Origin of the sequence: Devosia aurantiaca (assembly GCF_011058215.1) — a bacterium.
Classification (GTDB): domain Bacteria; phylum Pseudomonadota; class Alphaproteobacteria; order Rhizobiales; family Devosiaceae; genus Devosia; species Devosia aurantiaca.
In genome coordinates this window covers 88,529-109,417 of record NZ_JAALFG010000003.1, presented here as the reverse complement: position 1 = coordinate 109,417, position 20,889 = coordinate 88,529, and the positions used below count along the sequence as shown (strand labels likewise).

Below are 20,889 nucleotides of genomic sequence, written 5' to 3'. Positions count from 1 at the left end.
AACCTGGAGCGACTATGAACGACCTGCCTTCATCCTCTCGACGTGTCTTGCCTGGAGATTTTACGAAACTCGGCGCCAATTGGGATGGAGAAGGCACGAATTTCGCGCTGTTCTCCGCTTATGCCTCCCGCGTCGAGCTCTGCTTTTTCGACGAGGCGAGCGGGGCGGAAATCGAGCGCATTACGCTGCCGGAATATACCAACGAAATCTGGCACGGCTACCTTCCCGATGTCGGCCCGGGAACGCTTTACGGCTATCGCGTGCATGGGCCCTACGAGCCGGCACAGGGACATCGCTTCAACCCCAACAAGCTTTTGGTCGATCCTTACGCGCGCGAACTGGTCGGCGACGTGCAGTGGTCGTCTGCGCATTTCGGCTACCTCGCCGATGCGGAAGACAAGGACATGTCGTTCAACGAGGAAGACAGCGCCTCGGTGATGCCCAAGTGCCGGGTGGTCGATCCGCGCGCCTACGACTGGGGCAATGACAGCAAACCCAATATCGAGTGGGCCAAAACGGTTTTCTACGAGACGCACGTCAAGGGCTATACCAAGCTCCATCCTGCCGTTCCGGAGAACCTGCGCGGCACATTCGAAGGCTTGGCGCAGCGCGAGGTCATCGACTACATCAAATCGACCGGCGTCACTTCGGTGGAACTGCTGCCGATCCACTTCTTCCCCGATGACGACTTCCTGCTGCACAAGGGCCTGCACAACTATTGGGGCTACAACACGCTGGGCTTTTTTGCTCCGGCAGCGCGTTATTATGGTCCAAACGGTATCAACGGGCTGCGCAACACCATTCGCGCCTTCCATGATGCCGGACTCGAAGTCATCATGGACGTGGTATACAACCACACCGCCGAAGGCAACGAGATGGGGCCGACGCTCTCCTGGAAGGGCATCGACAATTTCTCCTATTACCGCACCATGCCGGGCAATCCGCGCTACTACATTAATGATACCGGCACCGGAAACACGGTCAATACCAGCCATCCGCGTGTGTTGCAGATGGTGACCGACAGCCTGCGCTATTGGTCGGAAGAGATGCATATCGATGGCTTCCGTTTCGACCTCGGCACCATTCTGGGGCGCGAGCCGGAAGGCTTCAACCAGCGTGGCGGGTTCTTCGACGCCATGGGACAGGACCCTGCCCTCTCCAAGGTCAAGCTGATTGGCGAGCCTTGGGATATCGGTCCAGGCGGCTATCAGGTGGGTGGCTTCCCGCCCGGCTGGGCCGAGTGGAACGACAAATATCGCGACACCGTCCGCGACTACTGGAAAAACACCGACCACACCTCGACCGACTTTGCCGCGCGGTTCACCGGCTCGGGCGATATCTATGACCATCGCGGCCGCCGCCCATGGGCTGGCGTCAACTTCGTCACCGCCCATGACGGCTTCACCCTGCACGACGTGGTCTCCTACAATGAGAAGCACAACGAGGCGAATGGCGAGGACAATAACGACGGTCACAACGACAACCGTAGCTATAATTACGGTGCGGAAGGCGAGACCGAGGACGAGGGCATTGTTGCGAGCCGCGAACGGCAGAAGCGCAATTTCCTTGCGACCCTGCTGCTCTCGCACGGCACGCCGATGCTGCTGGCCGGTGATGAGTTCAGCCGGACGCAGGGCGGCAACAACAATGGCTATGCCCAGGACAGCGAGATCAGCTGGATCAACTGGGATCTCAACGACAATGCCAAGGCGCTGCACCAGTTCGTCCAGAAGCTGACCACGATCCGTGCGACGCAGCCGCTGATCCATCGCTCCAATTGGCGCGATATGATGAGCGTCACCTGGTACAATCCGGGCGGCGGCGAACAGCTGCAGGAGCATTGGCTCGACGGTGGCGCCACGACGTTGGGCATTCGCCTGTCGCGGGACGATCTCCAGAACCAGGATGGCATCTGGTGGGAAGTGGTGGTCCTCTTCAACCCCCACGATGGTGACGTGGAGTTCACGGTGCCGACGCGTGGCGACGGATCGGACTGGACCGCCGAGATCGACACGTCGCAGCCCGACAACGGCCACCGCAGCGTCAAGGGCGGCGAGGCAGTCACGATGGCGCCCCGGTCACTGATCCTGCTGCGCTAGCGATTAGCTCCCCGGCCGCCATTGTGGTGGCCGGGGATTTTGTTATTCCGACCAAATTCAATGGATGCGTGTAGCGTTGGTTGACTTACCGCGTCGCGGATGAAACCTGCTCCTTGCCTTGCCAAGGAGACGACGCTTGCTTCCGATCTACTACATCAATCTCGCGAGCCGCCCCGACCGGCGCCAGTTCATGGAAGAGCAGTTCGCAAGGCTCGGATTGACGGCGACCAGGATCGAAGCGCTGACGCCGTCGGATTTAAGCGAGAGCGATGTTGCGGCCTATTGCGACCCGCTCAAGCCAAATTACATGTCCCCCAACATGTTCTCTTGCGCCATGAGCCATGAGCGTGTCTGGCAGACCATGCTTGCTGCTGGTGAAAGCCAGGTGCTGATCCTTGAGGATGATGCGGAACTCTCGTCCTTGCTCCCACACTTCCTCGAAGCCGCCGGCAATTTCAGCGAAGAGTTGATACGGATCGAGACTACAGGGGCGCGAACCCGCGTCTACCTGGCGCACGAGGTAACGCAAAAGGGTCTCTCCGTAAGGCGTTTTCGGTCCACCCCGATGGGCAGCGCCGGATATGTCCTGAGACGATCGGCAGCGGAAAAGCTACTTGGCCATCCTCGTTTGCGCACATTGGCGATCGATCTTGCGATGTATAGTCCCTTCGAAGAACCCGGCGCGCTCCTGACCCGCAGCCTTGTCGATCCGGCGCTTTGCCGGCAGCTGGGCACGCAAAGGGAGGGTCAATCGGAGGTTGGACGGAGCAATATCGACACCAAGCAGGTCTTGCCCCGGAAGTATGCCGATCTCCATCCGGTCAAGAACGCCGTTGCCCGCATGCGCCGAAAGCTGCGAACCGGGTTGCGCAACGCTGTCGATCATGTGCGCGAGCAACGGAACGGTCTTAACAGCAAGCACGTAGATTTCGCGCCGTGAATGCGCAGCAGTGATTACTATTGCAAGAGAGCGTCTTCACCTTCATCACCGTGCGGGTGAAGAAAATTTAAGCATTTCCCTCAACCATACACGCCTTCCAAGGTAAGCAACTCACCCGGCCAACCAAATATATAAATTGGTGAATTGTGCTTAGGAGCCTTAAGTTCAGTTTCTCAATGCAGCACTGCAGTTTGCGTCAGAGTATCCAAAAAAAATCTACCCCTTTCCAAGTCCTATCAAAGCCCAATTCTAAAATAGAATCTTGGCCTTATTTTTCGTTTTCCAAACCGTCCGGCAAATCGCCAGCCGAACAGTCCAGTCTTGAGGTAAGCGGCCACGCTTCGGGCGTGGCCGCAAACTTATCAGTCGTAGAACGCAATGTCGTCGTCACGTTTCAGTCGAGCATAGAGCTGGCTCGTCAGCTCGTCGAGGAACATGACGTCGTCGTCTGACCCTTCATCATCATCCTCGTCCGATACCCGCACGACGATGTCGCTGTTGATGCCGAAGATAGTCGGCACAAAAGCGGAAGTCGTGGTTGGTACGAAAGAAGTGGCCGGCGCTGCGACTACGAAGGCGGGCGCTGCAGGCTTGAGGTATTCGGGAGCAATTGCAACCTGTTTGAGTACGTAAGGCGTGGCGCTTGCGCCGGACGCAAGCTTGGGCGTGGTGCCGATGCTGGCTGCGTTCATCCCCAGTGGATTGAACTTGGAGGCAACAAGCTGGGCATTGGTCGCAACACGCGTGGTTAGCGGGCTGATCCAAGTACTGCCCAGAACCAAGGCGCTCGAACCGGCGTCAAGGCTCTGGCGCACGATGGACTTACCGGCGCCCACTATCTTGTCGCGGGTCCTGTCAAAAGCGAAAAGGTTCGTGCCTGCACCGCCATCAAATGTATCGTAGCCATTGCCGCCCGAAAGCTGGTCGTTGCCGTCTCCGCCATCGACGTAGTCGTCTCCCAACGTGCCATAAATCATGTCATCGCCCGCCTCGCCGTAGATCACGTCTCCGTCGATATTGAAGGGGTGCGACGATTGACGTCCGAAGTGACCGCCCCATGCAGCGGGCCCTGCGCGCCAAAATTATAAACGTAGCGCAGGTTTGCCGTCTGCGTGGCGCTGGTCTCGCCGATCGGCAGCACGCGGGTGCTGGTAATCATTCCAGTGCTGCCAGTTTTGCCGACGATCGGGATAATGGCGGCAAAGTCACCGAAGACGAGGTCGTTACCAGCACCGGCATAAATCATGTCGGAGTTGAGGGTGATGTAGGATGGAGCGATACCCGCCTTATGACGCTTGTCGGCAGCATCGAGCAGCCAGGCGCTACGCGACCCGGTGCTGGACCAATCGGACACGACCGACTGGACACCCCATGCCTCCGCCCGGGCCGAGGCGTTGCTCAAATTGCCAAGATAGAGCCGGTCGACTGTCTTGAGCATTGCTGCCTGCAGTTTGTCGGCAACCGACTTGCTGGTCGTGGACGTCCATACGGCCAGCATGTTCGGTTGCTGGATGACGGCCGTATCACCGACGATCACGTCGTTCTCGGTACCGCCATCGATCTGGTCATTGCCCACATTGAGCCCGTAGCCAAGGCCACCACCGAAAACCCAGTTGCCAACATTACCGAGCTTGGTGTCAACGGCGTGATGAGCAGCGATATGCGCCCGCAGTGCGTTTGTCAGGTCCTTGTCCTGGGCGGCGAGCGCGGCGTTGATGCCTTTGAGTTCGACCGTGCTGAGTTTTGGCAAGGATGCGGCGGTCGAGGCGCTGATCATGGGGATCATGATGATCCCGTGATCACCGATCAGCATGTCGTTGCCGCCGTCGCCAAAAATCTGGTCATTGCCGATCAAGAGCGTGTGCGTGGCTGGGCGGAGGATGGGCTGACCGGCAAGCGCCGAACCGGACTTGAAAGTAACGCCACCCAGATTGTGCTTTTGAGCGAATTCACGGATCGCCGTCTCGGAGCCGGCGCGGGCGGTGTAGGACATGTCGGCCACCACCGTCTGCAGATCCATGAGCCAGCTGTGGACGAGCTTGGCAGCCGCCACTGGTGATGTTCCGACGACCGCCAGCTGCGAAGACGGAACGATGATCGTGCCGGTATCGCCAAAGATAGTGTCGTTGTCGCCACCGCCACGGATAGTGTCGTTCCCGATGCCTACCGTCGTGTTGGCATTGCCGGCAACGGCATTGATCGCAAAGCCCATGGCCGAAAGGTCACGCAGCATATTGTGCATCGAGACCGACAGACCTGCGACTTCTTTGTCGATGACGGCAAGGCCAGTTTCGGTGATTGCCTGGATACGGCCATCGTCGCCGAAGATCGTGTCGTTTCCCTCGCCACCATCGATGGTGTCATTGCCAAAGGTCAGGTCCTGGGCGCGAGTGGTATCGGCCACGAGCGAGGCGAAAACCTTCAGGTTGGAGTCAGAACCGGTGTTCAGCGTCGTCTTGTTGACGAAGCCGGACAGTGGACCCTCGGCATTGAGGAACACGTCGAGCTGCGGCAGGTAGGGTGTCATTTCCCATGGCAGCAGGTTGACGGCCGGAACGACCAGTTCGCCGTTGACCGGGAGCTTGATGCCAAGACGCTGGCTTTCGTCATTCTTGACGATGCGGAAGGCGTTTATGATCGCCGGCAAGTCGGTGAGAAAGCCTGCGGAATTGGATGCCCGATCACCGAAGATCGTGTCGGCTCCGGCGCCGCCGCTGATGGTGTCGTTGCCGCGCTGTCCGAACAGTACGTCGTCGCCATCACCCCCATTAATAATATCGTCGAAGGCGGGTTCGAGATCGACACCGATCGCCTTCGTATCCCAGGCACCCGAGCCAGCAGTGATGCGCATGCCACTGTCGGTGACGGCACCTGCCAGGAGCAGCATGTCGGCGCCAAGCAGATCAGCGGCAAGGTTCGGGTTGCCTGCCTTGTTGGACGAGATCGACGTCAGGCCGACGACGCGGACCACTTCTTCGAGCACGACGTCACGATGCCAGGCGCCGTCTGTGTCGAGCACGGCCGATCCATCGGCCTTGAAGGCGCGCAGGATCTGACCTTCGTCGCCAAGGATGATGTCCTTGCCAGCGTCGCCACTCAAAATATCGGAGCCCAAGCCGCCGACGATGTCGTCGTTGCCGTCGCCACCATTGATGGTGTCGTTGCCACGCTGGCCATAGAGGCGATCATTACCAGTGTCACCAAAGATGGTGTCGTTGCCACCGATGAAGTCTTCATGATCGAAGGTGACGACATCACGACGGAGCGAAGTGACGCCTGCCACGACCGGGTTGCGCAGCCAGATGGTATCTTTCCAGCTGGTGCCGCCGATCTCGGTACGGGCAATGAGTCCGTTATCGCCGAGTACGACGTCTTCACCGGCGCCGCCGATGAGAAGGTCGCCCAGCCACTTGCCGTCAACCAGTTCGTTTTTGTCCGAACCACCGACGATATTGTGGCCGCCGATGATGTCATCATCACCCGCCCCGCCATCGATGATGTCGCGACCCTGCTGGCCGACGATAATGTCATCGCCGTCATCACCGAAAATGGTGTCGCCAGCGCCGCCGTCATTTTCACCGGCATAGATCGAAATGATCCGCTGGTTGGCCGGGAGCGCGACGTCGTAGAGGCCATGATCGCCGAGGATGCGATCGTTGCCTGCGCCGCCGCGGATGGTGTCCCGGCCCGTTCCGCCGATGACGATGTCGTTGCCCGCTCCGGCATCGATGGTGTCGTCGCCGCCATGGGTTGGAGCCAGGGTATATCCGCGCTGCAGCACTGCCGTGCGGTCGTTGCCAGTGGTGACGATCGAGAACTCTAGCGTTGCACTGTCGCCGAAGATGATGTCTTGGCCGGCAGTCGTGGTGATCGTGTCCTTGCCGTAGCCGCCGACGACGATGACGTCGTAACCGACATTGCCAGTCACGCCCACGCCGGTGGTGATGACATCGTCACCGCCACGATCCGTGTCGGTCGAATAGGCCGTTTTCGGCAGAGTGCCGTCGATGTCGACAAAGCCACTGTCGCCGAAGACTACACTTTCGCCCGAGCCGATGCGGATCGTATCGCCAGCGCCGCCGCCGAAGACGACGTGGCGGCCATCGGTGGCGTCGATGGTATCGCTGCCGTCGTAGACGACTTCGACCGTGTCGATGATCTTGGCACCATAGCGGCTTTCGACGGTGTCGATCTCGCCATTGGCATTGTAGATGGCCGTGCCGCTATCGCCCAGGATGATGTGATTGCCGTTGCCCGCCTTAATGACGTCGTTGAACGAGCCGCCCATTAGGACGTGGTTGCCAGCCTTGACGGTGATCTCGTCGTTGCCGCCACGATGGATGTCGATGCTGGTGACCTTGGCGATCTTGCTGCCACTGAAGGTCGCTTCGCCGTTGTCGCCAAGGATAATGCTCGAGTCGTTGCCGGCCTCGATGCTGTCATTGTCCGAACCGCCCATGATGACATGGTTGCCGTTGAGGACCTTGATCTTGTCCTTGCCGCCATGCTGCGTCGCGGTGGTGCGCACCGTCGCTACGAGACCCAGCGTGTAAAGGGCTTCGCCGTTGTCGCCGAGGATGACGCTGGAGCCATTGCCGGCATCGATGGTGTCGTTGCCGACGCCACCCATGATGACATGGTTGCCGTCGAGCACCTTGATTTTGTCGTTGCCACCCTGATCCGGTGCGATGCTTTCGACGCGGACGATGACGCGGGCTTCAGTGAACTCAGCCCTGCCGCTATCGCCCAGGACGACGCTGCCGCCGGTGCCTGCATCGATGGTGTCGGCGTCCATGCCGCCCATGATGACATGCTGGCCATCGAGGACGGTGATGCTGTCTGCACCGCCGATATTGGCAGCGATGCTGATGCTGAGACTTCGGTGACCTTGCCGTTGGTGAAGAGCGCCTTGCCGCTGTCACCGAGGATGACACTGCTGCCGTTGCCGGCATTGATCGTGTCGCTGCCAAAGCCGCCCATGATGACGTGTTCGCCGCCGAGCACCTTGATCTGGTCGTCGCCACCCTTGTCGAATGCAATGCTTTCGACGCTGATCAGGCGCGCGGGCCTCGGTGAAGAGTGCCTTGCCGCTGTCGCCGAGGATGACGCTGCTGCCAGTCCCGGCATCGATGGTGTCGGCATCCATGCCGCCTATGATGACGTGCTTGCCATCGAGAACGGTGATGCTGTCGGCTCCGCCGATTTCCGGCGAAATGCTCGAGACCTCGGTGACCTTGCCATTGGTGAAGAACGCTTCACCACTATCGCCCAGGATGATGCTGCCACCCTTGCCGGCGTTGATCGTGTCGCTGCCGAAGCCGCCCATGATGACGTGTTCGCCGTCGAGCACCTTGATCTGGTCGTCGCCGCCCTTGTCGGTGGCAATGCTGACCACACTGATCAAGGCGCGGGTTTCGGTGAATTTGGCCCTGCCGCTATCGCCGAGGATGACGCTGCTGCCAGTTCCTGCATCGATGGTATCGGCATCCATGCCGCCCATGATGACGTGCGTGCCATCGAGAACGGTTATGCTGTCGGCCCCGCCAATATCGGCGGCAATGCTGAACACTTCCGTGACCTTGCCGCTGCTGAAGGACGCCTCTCCGCTATCGCCGAGGATGACGCTGCCACCCTCGCCGGCCTTAATGATATCGGCGCCTGCGCCGCCCATGATCACATGCTCACCCTTGAGAATGGTGATCCTGTCATCGCTGCCAATCTCAGCCGCGATGGTGCGAACGGTGGTGACGCCGCCATTGGTGAAGATCGCCTCGCCGCTATCACCCAGGATGATGCTGCCGCCCTGGCCGGCATCGATGGTGTCTTTGCCGAAGCCGCCCATGATTACATGGGTGCCATTGAGGACGTCGATGTCGTCTTCACCGCCGACTGACGTGTCGGTGCTGCGAACTGCCGTGACTACGCCTGCGGTGAAGCTCGCTTCACCGTTGTCGCCAAGGATGACGCTGCTGCCAAGGCCTGCCTTGAGGACGTCGTTACCCACGCCGCCGATCAGGATGTTCTTGTCCTGCGGGTCGGCGCCGGCAATGTCGCCGGCGTGGATGGTGTCGTTGCCGCCGCCGGTGCCGACGGTCTTAATGAGCACGACGCGGCGGTCGTTCATCATGTCGAGCACGCCGACGACGCGATCGACGATTTCGCCCGCGAGACGATCCTGCTGGATGGTGCCGTGATCGCCGATGATGACGTTGGACTTGTTGCCGCCGGTGATCGTGTCGTCGCCGGAGAGGTCGCCATTGCTGCCGTTTGGCACCGCGATCGTGGCCGACGTGTCGATGCTGACAGTGCGAGCGCGATAATCGATGCTGAAAGCGCTGTCGCCGATGATCCAGTTCTTGCCCTGAGCTGCACCGGTGATGGTGTCGTTGCCGACGCCGCCCGCGATGAAGTTGGTGCTCTGGCCGCCGATCAGCGTGTCCGAGCCCCTGCCACCATCGATCACGACGATGCCGAGGGCATCGGAGGCGTCGATGGTGTCATTGCCCGGATTGCTGAAATGGAAAGCCTGGCCATTGATCTTTTCGAGGGTCGAGGAGTAGCGGCTGCCGTCAGCGGAGGTATCGCCAAAGAGCACGATCGGACCGAGGGCCTTGGCACCCGAAGCGTCGTGCGTCTTGACCTTGAGGGTGTCGCTGCCGCCACCGCCGTGCACGACCGTCATGGTATCGAGCGCAGTGCTTTCGATGGTGAAAGTATCGTCGCCCTGGCCGAGCAGGACTTCGACAACATGGAGACCGGTATAGGTGATGCCGCGATCAAAGGTCTTGGCAGCGCCGTTGCCCATGTCGGCAGTGATCGGTGGCAGGCCGCCGCCCATGCCCAGACCGTTGATGGTCGTAGCCGTGAGCTTGCCGGTCATGCCGGTGGTGGCGGTGTCGGTATAGACGTTAAGCGTATCGAGATCTTCCTGGCCGGCCGGAGGCACGACGACGGTGAGCGGAACGTTGACTTCGTCGGGCAGCGCTACAGCGCGGGTGATGGTGCGCGGCTGCGTGCCTGCACCGCCCTCGATGATCAGCGGTCCGGCGATGCGGCCGACATCGTGCGGCTGGACGGCGAATTCGCGGAACGGGCTGTCGTTGCCCTGTGCAGTTTCGTCATACTGGAGGTTGACGGTGACGGCTTCGGTCGCACCGGCGGCAAAGAGCGCATAGTAGCCGCCCTTGCCATCGGCAAAGACGTTGCCGCTGACCAAGACCTTGGCCTTGCCATCCACATTGATGCCGACGCGGACTTCGTGCGTGGGCCTTGTGCTCAGCTTGATCTGGTAGCTGTCGTTCTGATGCGACTGCGAAACCACGGTGCTGCCTTCGGTCTCGATGATCTCGACTGAAGCCGAGTCGCTGTCGACGATGTCGACAAGGATCTGTTCCTTGTAGCCGTCGGGCAGGTTGTCGAAATCTGAACCGGCCAGGGACGAGGTGACCGTGTGCGTGACCAGTGCGCTGGCACGGTTCTCTGGCGTATTGTCGCCAAGCGAGGTCAGAGTAACGATCTGTGCGCTGTTCCAGGCATAAATCGGCCCACCTTCGGCGGTGAGGTTTTCCACCGCGCCGAAGCGAATGCTGGTGCGATCGGCCGTCAGTTGCCCACTGGCGGGGAGACCGACCACGACCGTGACGATCTCACCGGCAGCCGGTGGCTTGCTGAGTTCGACAGTGTAGGTGTCGGCGGAGCCACCCGTGGCGGAGCCGGCGGTCGTCCCTTCCGTAACCGAAGTGCCATTGCCGGTTTCATTGATGATGATGGCTGGCTTGTCGTCGTCAACCACGGTCACTAGGGCGTTCTGGATCTTGAAGCCATCGACGGCCTTGTCAGCACTGATGACGGTGTGGCTGATCGCGACCTTCAGCGTACCCTCGTGGGCAGTGTCGCCTTCGGCCTTGACGTAGACCTTAGCGCCCGACGTCCAGTTCTGGTTGTCGAAGGTGATGGTCAGCGCTTCGTGCCAATCGCCGTCATTGCCGGTCAGCGAGACCAGCACCGTCTTGCCGTTGATGTTGCGGAGCGCGGCCGAGGCCTGGGCTGCCGAGACGGTCACAAAGGCAGGGTGGCCGTTATAAGCGCCAGGCAGCGAAATGGTGTAGTCGTCCTTGTAAAGGGCGCTACCCGCAGCCGCGTTCTCACGCACCTTCAGGCCGTTACCAAGATCGATAGCAGCCGTGGTACCGCCTTTAGCGACAAAGTCGATGCCGCGGACAAAGAGACCTGCGTAGGCCGGATCGAGGCTGCTGACCGTGTGGCTGATGATGCCGCGATCGCCGTCGTTGTCGTCGGAAACGACCTTATCGACTACGTCACCTGCGATGTTGAAGGTGTCGCTGCCAAGACCGCCAATGATGGTGGTCACGACATTGGCGTCGGTCGAGAGCACGTAGAACGTGTCGTCGCCCTCAAGGCCGTCGACTTCCATGGCTTCGGCATTAGCGACACGGACGGTGAGGCCTGCGCCATAAATGCCGTCCTTGGTGACGACGAAGACGTCATCAAGTTCGGTGCCGAGCACGACGACCTTATCGAAGCCGGCGCCCCCGTCGATGTCGACCGGGGCATTGATGTTGTACTGGACGACGTCGTCGCCGGTACCGCCATTGACCTTGACGTTGATGCCCTGAGCGAGCGCGAACGCACGGATGATGAAGGTGTCGTTCCCATCCTCGCCTTCGAGACGCAGGTCGGCGTGGTTGGAGTAGATGGTGAAGATGTCGTCGCCGATGCCGCCGAACATGACCGCCGGCAAGGTGATGCCGTAGGACATGTGACCAAGCGTGGTTTCGATGGTCTTGAACTGATCTTCCTGCGAAAGGATCACATCGAAGGTATCGCGCTTGCTCGAGAACACCTGGCCGACCTGGAAGGCGTCATTGCCCGCCCCGCCGTCGAGGGTCAGGATCGCAGCATTGTCGTCGACGAAGAACTTGTCGTCACCTGCATTGGCGTTGACGATCACGCGGCCATTGATTGAAGCATCGTAGTTGATGCGCTCGAAGGCGTCCTGGTAGCCACCGGCGCCGTTGTCGCGCAGGTGGGCGATGAAGTTGTGACGCAGCAGGAAGGTGTCAGCAGTGGCTAGACCTTCTACCTGCAGGACATCGACGCCGTCATGGCCCGCGCCGCTATCGCTGACGGTCAGCACGTAATCGCTGGCGCCATTGACGTTGACCAGCACGTGGTCGGTGCCGCCTTCGCCATCGATGGTGAGGCGATCGCGCAGCAGACGACCAGTTACCGGGTCGCGAGCAAAGTCACGAGCTGTATTGGCGTCGGTGCCGTCGAGGACGTCGACGCCATTGTAGGTGATCATCGAAGCGAGCTGATCGATAACGATCTTGTCGTTGCCGTCACCGGCCTTGATGAAGGTGTTGCCCAGCAGCAGCGCCGTCTTTTCGATCAGGATCGTATCATTGCCGTTTCCGGTCTGGAAAGTGATCTTGCCCTGTGCGCGCAGGTCACCTTCGATTTTCACGGTGGTCGCGGTGCCATCCACCGTGCCGAGATCGGCATTAATGGTGATGTCAACCTTCGCCGTCAGTTTCGCGCCATCTTCGATGTGCACGTCATCGCCAGCGGTGATGTTGATGCTGCCGGCCGCAGCCTCCAGCACGACATCCTTCTTAATGACGACATTATCGGCAATGGCTTCGTTCTCGGGAGTCGCCGGGTTGTCGACGTCGTTGTCTTCGCCCGCCGTGATGTTGATGTCGCCGGTCGCCGCGTAGTTGTTGTTGGACACCGTGATCGGGCTGGCGGCGCTGATGTTGATCGAGCCACCGCTGCGCGCTGCGAACAGCGCACCGGCATTAACGCCACCGACCTCGAGGCCACCCAGGTTGTGGATCCAGGTGCTACCAGCCTTCGACCAGCTTTCGACATTGGCAATGCCGCTGACGATGCGGTTGCCACTGGCGCCGACATCGAGGCTTGCGACCAGGTAGGTCTTGCCGGAGACGATATTACGCTTGTCGGCCTCGGTCGTGGCGCGGGCATTGAGGATGCTGCCCGAAAGCGCGGTGAGGAAAGTGAAGGTCGGCCCGGCAAGCATGCCACTGCCGGCCTGGAAGAGGTTGAGGTGACCTGCCGTTTCGGTGAGGTAAATGCTGCCGAAATCGGTATAGGCGGTGACGATGCCGGCTGCCTGAGCGGAGCTGTTGATTTCCAGTTCCTGGCCCGGCGCACCGATACCGAAATAGGCGTTCAGCGTCACGCTGTTGCCGATGATGTCGGCGCCGAGACGAACCACCTCGCCGTCCATTCCGGGTACGGCATATTCGGCATCGATGATCGATCCGGTCAGCGCGTCGAGACCCACATTGCCGTGCGTGGAAACAATGCCGCGTACGTTGAGATCGCCATCGGTTTCGTTGAGGTAGATGTCGTTGCGTGCATTGGCGATGATCGTCCCGACATTAGCCTGATCGAGCGCACTTCCCGCTGCCTGAAGCGGGCTGGTGATGTCGATATCGAGGTAGCTGCCGAGCGAACCGATGGAGCCATTGACCGCGCTGAGGCTGACATGGCGGGCTACGATCTTGGCGCCGTCGCCACCCAGGGCATCGACGATCGACTTGTTGAGAGCCGAAAGGAACACATCGCCCTCAGACGAGAAGACGGATTCCACCCGTAGATCGGTCGTCGGCGCACTCATCCAGATGCTCGACTTTGCGCGGGCAATGAGACCGCCCTCGTATGTCGTTGTTCCCAAATGGCTAACCGTAACAGCCTTGGAGCTGTTGCCGATCTGGCCCTGGCCCGCTTCAATAAGGATATCGCGACCGAGAAGGTTCACGCCGGAGGTCAGGACGTTGCTGATATTGCCGCTGGTCTTGAGACGGATTTGTCCCGTCGACTTGTCCTCCTCGAATGTGCCAGCCTTGATCTGGCCGAGATTAAGATCCTGCTCAGAGCCGATGTAGACAGCCTTTGCCTCGGCATCGAGCTGACCTTCGACAGAGACGTCAAGATCTTCGCGACGATCGACGATGATGGCCTTGAGAACCGGCGGCGGGGTGACTTGGGTGATGGTGACAAGACCGATCTGGACGTTGGCACCCAGTTCGGTAGTCAGCAGTTGACCAGTCTTGAGAGTGATGACATCGCCCACGACCGAAGCGACTTCATAGTAGTCCGGCATCTTGGCCGCACCGCTGTCGGCGGAGCGAGTTGCATTGCTGGAAGTGCCGTGAACGTAGATCTTCGATCCCGCGACGACACCGGCCTTGGCAACATCGCCAGCACCGAGCGTGATGGTGCCCTGGTAGAAGCCGCCATTGCCGAAGGAACCAGTGACGGCGGCACCAGCACTGTAAGTGGTGCTGAACTTGCCGGCATCCATCGGGTTTTCGATAACCTCGCCGACCGCGACGGTGCGACCGAGTTCGGCTGCAAAGCCCGAGATGCGATCAATCTGGGTGCTCAGTGGGTTGAACACGCCAAGGGCGTTGTACAGCGCATAGGAGGCATCGGCCGCCTTGCCATTAAACACACCCATGATGTTGAGCGTGCTGCCGCTGACGGAGTGGACGACGTAGTAGGCGCCATCTTCCGTCGCGTGCTGGGTATTGCCCTTGATGTAGACGAGGCTGCCGGCCTGGTAGCCGTCCCAGTTACCGCCCGGACGGGTAATAGTGCCCATCGAGGTGCCGCCAACATTGGCCAAGCCGAAGTTCACGTTCACGCCGGTGGCGTATTCGCTGAGGTAGACAATATCCTGACGCTCGGCGGCAGCCAAGGCAATGCGCTCCGCGTCGGAGAGTTGCTTCTGCGTGCCGGGCGAGAAGTTGATGACGGTATCGACCTGGACGCTGCCGATGACCTGCGAGGCCTTGATCCAGACGGACTTGCCCTCGATGTTGGCGTTTTCCTTGACCACTTCGGTGTCGGTGACGCGCTTGGTGAGACCCGCACCGAAGGCGTTGAGCAGTTCCTGCTCGGTCCAGACCTTGACGCCCGCACGCATGCTGGTGGCGAGCGCAGCATCGGTGAAGAGGTAAGCGAAGCTGGCGTTCTTCGAGGTCTCGCCGAGACGATCGAACATTTTGCGCAAATCGTCGTAATCAGCCAACGCCGCCGCGTCGAGCGAACCGGCGGACTTGTAAGTCCAGTACTGGTTGTAAGCCACGTTGATGTCCGAGCGATAGACGTCGCCGTAGACGCCATAAACGTCGTGCAAGGCGAGGTACTGCTGGTAGCGGCTCTGTTGCAGCGTTGCGATTGCGCTGTCACCCGAGCCGTTGGCTCGCAGATAGGCTTCCTCGGCAGCGCTGAGGACGTATGCGCCGTTTTTGACGTTGGCGCGCAGCTTCCAGTACTGGGCGTATTCGCCGCGCTTGTAGTTTTCGTAGTTCTGGACGGCCTGTTCGGCTTTCTGGGCGGCGCCGGCGCCGCTGGTCAGTTGCAGGTCCTTCCAAAGGCCATTGCGCAGCGTTTCTTCAGCGCGAAGATCACGCTCGACGAAGCTGTCGCCATCGAGAAGCGAGCCGGACAGGATTTCGATCTCGACACGACCGCCCGTGCTCTTTGCCTTCTGCAGGGTCAGATCGCCGATGGTTTCGATGACGGCAATGTCGCCCGTCGCCGAAAGATTGACGAGGCCGGTGGCCGTCGCGGACGAGTTGATGCGGAGGTCATCCGTCTGCGTGCCGATGCTGCCATTGGCGACCATCGTCAGCGTATTGGCCGTGATGAGCGTCGTGGTTTTATCGGCCGCAATTATGTTGCCGGTCTTGGTAGACAGGAACACTTCACCCTTGCTTGCCGAAACCGTGCCGAGCGTCAGGTTGCCGTTCACTTCGTGTAGGAAGATGCTGCCGTTAGTCGAGCTTGCGGACAGCTTGCCATTGGTCGGCGTGGCCTGCGTATTGCCCCGATAATCGACAGCGAACTGGTCGACGATGTCGACCTTGAGCGCTCCGGCATTGACTTCGCCGTCCTGTGCGCTGGCCGCGGCGCCGATATTGCCCCGAGCCTGGAGAACAATGTTCGCGCCCTGCACCAAGGCGTCGCCGGAGGCGACGATGTCGGCATTGGAGACGATCTCGGTCTTGCCGGTCGTGTTGAGGATACCGCCCTCGATGATGACGCTACCGGAACCGGTCGAAGTGATCGTCACATTCGCCGTCGTGTTCCCGATCATCGAGATCGTGACGTTTCGGTCCGCTTCGATCGTGTGCGTGGCCGTCGTGCGGTTATCGCTCTCGACAATGATCTCCTGGTAGTAGGTCGTCTTGCCGTACCAGGTGCTGACTTCCCACTTATTGCCTTCCCTCGTCTGGGAACTTGTGGTCACCTTCTGGCTGATAAAATCGTAGCGCTGCGTATTTGCTGTGTCGATGTAGAAGTAGTCACTGCCTTCCACCAAGGTGGGCTGGGTCAGAGCTTCCCTCTCCACCTTGACAACATTACCCGGATCCGCGGCAAGCCAGTCGATACCCAGCCAAGCTGCGGTACCATAAGTGGTCTTGACACTTTCGCGCTCGGTCATCGCCACGGACCATCCGTAACGCCAGCCTTGGGTGATCTGATAGGTGCCCGAGTAGCCGAAGTTGCTTCCGAGATTGTTGGTGATAACAGCCTCGACATTGGGATTGATGCGCATCCCGTTCGAGTAGCTCGGCTTGTTTCCTTCGACGCCGGCAGGCTGTTGCGCGCGCGGAATGAAATCTTCAACCAGCTTGGACGTCGTACCGTCTGCATTGGTCAGATAGGTCGTGCGGACATAGCCGCCATCCGTCCGCTGCTGCCCAGGTGCAGCGCCCTTCGAGCGATCGTTCAGGACAATCTTGCCGGTACCGCGTTCGGAAACGTCGATGCGCTTCACGACGACATTGTGTGCCGTGTTGTTGTTGACGACGATGTTGGTGTAGCCGCCGAGCGCCTTGATCTCACCGTTGCCGGTGTTCATCAGCTTGCCAGTGATAGTGATCGAACCTGCCGGCGTGCGGAATTCCTGAAGGACCACGCGATTGTTCTCGGAGTCCCAGAACGCCTTGAAGCCAACCCCGCCGGCCTTGGTCAGCTCAATGAGGCCGCCAGAAATAGAACCATCGGCGAGACCGCGCTTGATGGTCTCGATCTCGGCCGAGACATCGGAATTGATGTCGATCTGGTAAGTGGCCGACCCGCTTTGAATGAGGCCGTTGAGATTGATGTACTCCGCAGTGATCGATATCTGGCCAGCCATGATGGCGTTAGCCAGCGTCGGACGCGCATCGATTTTTGCACTGACCGTGTTGTCGTCGAGGCGGCTCATGCCGTCCGTACCTTCGGTCCAGTTGGTGTACGGATTGCCGCCGGTGTGGAGGACGCTGCCGGGCGGAAGATCGATCACCAGAAGACCGTTGGTCTTGATCTGGAGCGTCTTGGCATCGACCGGTGCGTTAACCAGAATATCGCCCTGACCATTGCTGGTATCGAGCGTGACATGGGCGTTGATCGCGTCGATGGCGCCGGTGACGCTCAGCTTGGGCCAGATCGTGACGCCGGTGGGCAGCGAGGCAATCGAGTTCTTGATGATGACGATCGGGTCGCCACCCGTCGTGGTCGGCTGAGACGGATTGAGCGAGAAGCTTGCCGTGCCTGCAACGAGGTTGGGCTCGCCGGCGCGAATACCGTCGCTGTTTTCCTTGCTGACGTTCGAGCTGTTCTGCGTGGTAACGTTCGAATTGGTCAGGACGCGCTTGTCGAAGCCGTTGAAGAAGATGCCGCCGGTATCTTCCGGAATGGTGACGCCCTGGATTTCCATGGCGTACCGGCTGGTATTGTCGATCTTGACGCTGACGTCACTGGGCGCGTCGATGATGCCGCTGCCCTGCAGGACATCCGAACGCAGGTCGATATAGCCGGCCGAGGCAAAGATCGGGGCGACCACGATTGTCGCCACGGTCTTGCGTACGGGCACCAGCGTCACGACGGGCTTGCCGTCCTTATAGATGACATTGCCATCGCCATCGACGGCAGTGCGTTCGACGGCAAGTTGCTGGCTCTTCAGCAGATTGGTCAGGCGGGTAATTTCCGAGTTGTAGAAATCACGCAGCTTGACGTTGTTGGAATATTCCCGCAGCGCCTCGTAGGCTGCATCCAACTCGTCGAAATAAGCCGACTGCTGTTCGCGATTGACTACCGACACGGTGACACCGTCCGTGCCGACGCCGGAATAAGTGACCTTGCCGTTGGCATCGATGCCCGTGATGGTCAGGTCGATTTTGCGGTTGGCGCCGGTTTCGATGCGGCCGTTATTGGTGATTATGGCGTGCGCGTCCTGCTTGGCCGTGCCAGTCGTCTGCAAGTGGGCCTTGCCGCCCATCGCCTTGTCCAGCGCATCACCAACAGCAGAGGCCCAATTGACCGCCTTGCCCTGCGCCGTGATGTCCCCGAATGGGCTCTTGTCGGCATAGAGGCGGACATTGCCGCCTGCCGAAATCGTGGCGCGCGTGGTGCTGTCACCGTGCACGGTGATCAGGTTCTGCTGGAAGATAAGGGATTCGGTGACGACATCGCCGAGCGGAATGACGCTGCCGGCAAAGGTGTCGGCAAACACACGCACGCGATAGTTGTCATGCGCGAAGGCCGAGTTCATACCGGCGAGCAGATTGACGTCACGCAGCGCCTTGATGGTGCTGCCGCGTCCGACGACGACCGAGTTCACCGGACGCAGGTTGACGACTGCCTGGGCGATCGAAACGGTGACGCCGCCATAGTTGTCGACCGAAACGTGCATTTCCGCATCGGCGTGTGTGTTGGCGGACAGTTCGATATTGCCCGCGCTCTTCAGCGAAATGTTGCTGTTGCCAGATGCTGCGTTATCGCCCAGGCGCACCGTTGCGCTGAGATCGTCGAGCGTCAGGGTCAGGCCATCGACCGTTCGCGTGCGCGAGCCGGAGGTGTCGAGTTCGCCGCGGACGAAGACGCCTGAACCGAGCCCACCGCTCTTATATGCGATGTCTTCGCGATAGAAGATGTTGTTGACCGCACGAACGGTGAAGGCGCCGGCATTGTCCGAGGTGCCTTCGACTTCAAGCTTGGCGTTGTCGTGGATCAGCGACATCGTCACGAGCTGCAGATCGGTCTTGCTCGTGGCGCCGGCACCGGCGAGCAAGGCCGCGGCGGTGCCGTCGATGTTCTTGCCAGCCAGCGCAACCTTTTCAAAGCGGTTGGAGGCGAGCACCTGGATCGCAGCCGCCTTTACGTCAGCCGCGTTGCCGACGCTGGCGAGGACAACGGAGTCGATGAGGTTGTCGCCGCTGGCGCCCGTCCCGGCAAGCAGACCGAACGAGCTGGTCTGGAGCTGGGTGTTGGCGCGGGTCAGGTGATCGGCAGTCAGCGAGAACTGACCGGTCTGGCCGAGAGCCGTATTGCGGGTCAGGCGAACAGTGGTGTTGTTTCCGAGCTTGGCGATCGTCGACGCCGTTGCCGACGTATCAAGATCGGCAGCAGCAATGGCAAGGGCGCCAACAGAACCCGGTGTGGCCTTAGCAAAGTTATCGTCGGTGCCAGTTGCCTGGATATTGAGCGAACCGGCATTGATGGTCGAGCCCGAGCCAACTGTGGCGCTGGTCGTGGCAGCGGACAGGGCCTTGGCCTTGGTTGCACCGACTGCGGCAAGGCCGAAGGCAATGCTGTCACTGACGGCACGCTGGCGGCTGTCGTTCTGCGCTGCGACACCGACAGAACGGACCGCATTGATGACGCTGCCTGCGGTCATGAGCGCCGTAACGACGCTGGTGCTGGTGGCTTCGGTGATCGTCGCATCGGCACCGATCAGACCACCGGCGAGGCCTTGGGCCTTGGCATCGGCAGCATAGGTGTTGGTGGTGACCAGTTCGGCCGCGGTAACGCGCAGCGTGTTGACGCGGATATCTGGGCCACCGGCTTCCGCCGAGACCATATTGTTGATGCGCGACTTAGCAAAAGAGACACCAACCGCCGCGGCGCCGGCATTGACAGCGCGGGTCTCGGAGATCGCGCGAGGGGTTGAAGTGGCTTCGACGACCACATTGGTGGCGTTGAGGCGGGCATTGTCGAGCTTGGCGCTTACGGCGACTTCGACGACGGATTCTGCCTTTGCACCGGAAGCGGCAAGACCGATTCCGACCGAGACCGCGATAGCATCGACAAGGCTCGTGACCGTGCTCTTGTCGTAAGCAGCGATCTTGACGTCGCCGTTTACGGTCGTCGTACCGTTGCGCAGGAACGCTTCGGTCGAGGACAGCACCGAATTGGTCGTGACAGCGCCACCGCCGGCGACAGCCACACCACCAAAGGAGGCAGCGACGGCGGCCATCTGCACGGTACCGGTCAGGACGGCTTCGCTTTCGGCGAGGACCGTCAGGTTGCCGGAATTGGTTGCGTAAGCGGGGTTGAGCCGGACGGTTTCATAGACGGGCGGTACCCACTTGCGCTGACCGTTGACCGTCGTTTCATAACCAGCGGTCTTGAGCCGCGTGACTTCCGGACGGTAGATGTAGCCATCGGCAGCGACCGGGACATCGCCGGTCACCTGCAACTGATCGACATCGACGATCGAGGCTTGAACTTCATTGTCGATGGTGTTGAGAGCGACAGCAGAGCCCAGCGAAACGGCCGCCGAGCCGGTGAAGCCGAAGGCTGCGGACAATGATGCGGCGCCGGCATAGGCGTCGATCGTGCTGTAATCCTTGGCATTGACCTTAACGTTGGCCGCCTTGACCACGTCGCCGGTCGTAATGCCGGAATTCTGGATGTAGGCCTTGTTCTGGACGGCGACCTTATTTTCGGTGGTGGAACCAGCGCCCGCCACAGACACTGCGACCGAGCCTGCCGAGACGGCCACAGAACCTGAAACCACCTTGGCGT

The 20,889-nt window shown here is 60.3% G+C and carries 5 protein-coding genes; 2 read left to right on the top strand and 3 right to left on the bottom strand.

Going from position 1 to position 20,889, the window contains the following annotated elements:
- Positions 1-14: 14 nt before the first annotated feature.
- Both glgX and G5575_RS13780 read left to right on the top strand, forming a co-directional pair.
- Positions 15-2,099, top strand: coding sequence for a glycogen debranching protein GlgX (glgX, locus tag G5575_RS13785; RefSeq protein ID WP_164534840.1), 2,085 nt, complete (start codon positions 15-17; stop codon positions 2,097-2,099).
- Positions 2,100-2,235: 136 nt separating this feature from the next.
- Complete coding sequence (locus tag G5575_RS13780) at positions 2,236-3,039, top strand: glycosyltransferase family 25 protein (RefSeq protein WP_164534839.1); 804 nt, start codon at positions 2,236-2,238, stop codon at positions 3,037-3,039.
- A 362-nt stretch (positions 3,040-3,401) separates the two neighbouring features.
- Here the strand turns inward: G5575_RS13780 and G5575_RS13775 are convergent, their stop codons facing one another.
- The 3 genes from G5575_RS13775 to G5575_RS13765 form a co-directional block, all read right to left on the bottom strand.
- A complete protein-coding gene (locus tag G5575_RS13775) occupies positions 3,402-4,043 on the bottom strand; it encodes a hypothetical protein (protein WP_207633157.1) in 642 nt (213 codons plus the stop codon).
- The gene (locus G5575_RS13770) at positions 4,040-7,843 is read right to left on the bottom strand and encodes a calcium-binding protein (protein ID WP_164534838.1); all 3,804 of its coding nucleotides are present in this window, start codon (positions 7,841-7,843) and stop codon (positions 4,040-4,042) included. The genes G5575_RS13775 and G5575_RS13770 overlap by 4 nt, the downstream gene beginning before the upstream one ends.
- 114 nt (positions 7,844-7,957) lie before the next feature.
- Positions 7,958-20,881: a calcium-binding protein gene (locus G5575_RS13765; protein ID WP_164534837.1), complete on the bottom strand. Its 12,924-nt coding sequence runs from the start codon at positions 20,879-20,881 to the stop codon at positions 7,958-7,960.
- Between the last annotated feature and the right edge of the window lie 8 nt (positions 20,882-20,889).

What these genes read in the sequence shown, in the direction of transcription:
- G5575_RS13770 (WP_164534838.1), bottom strand. Translation starts at nt 7,843, where the DNA reads ATGGGCGGCATGGACGCCGACACCATCGATGCAGGCACCGGCGGCAGC.
- glgX (WP_164534840.1), top strand. Translation starts at nt 15, where the DNA reads ATGAACGACCTGCCTTCATCCTCTCGACGTGTCTTGCCTGGAGATTTT.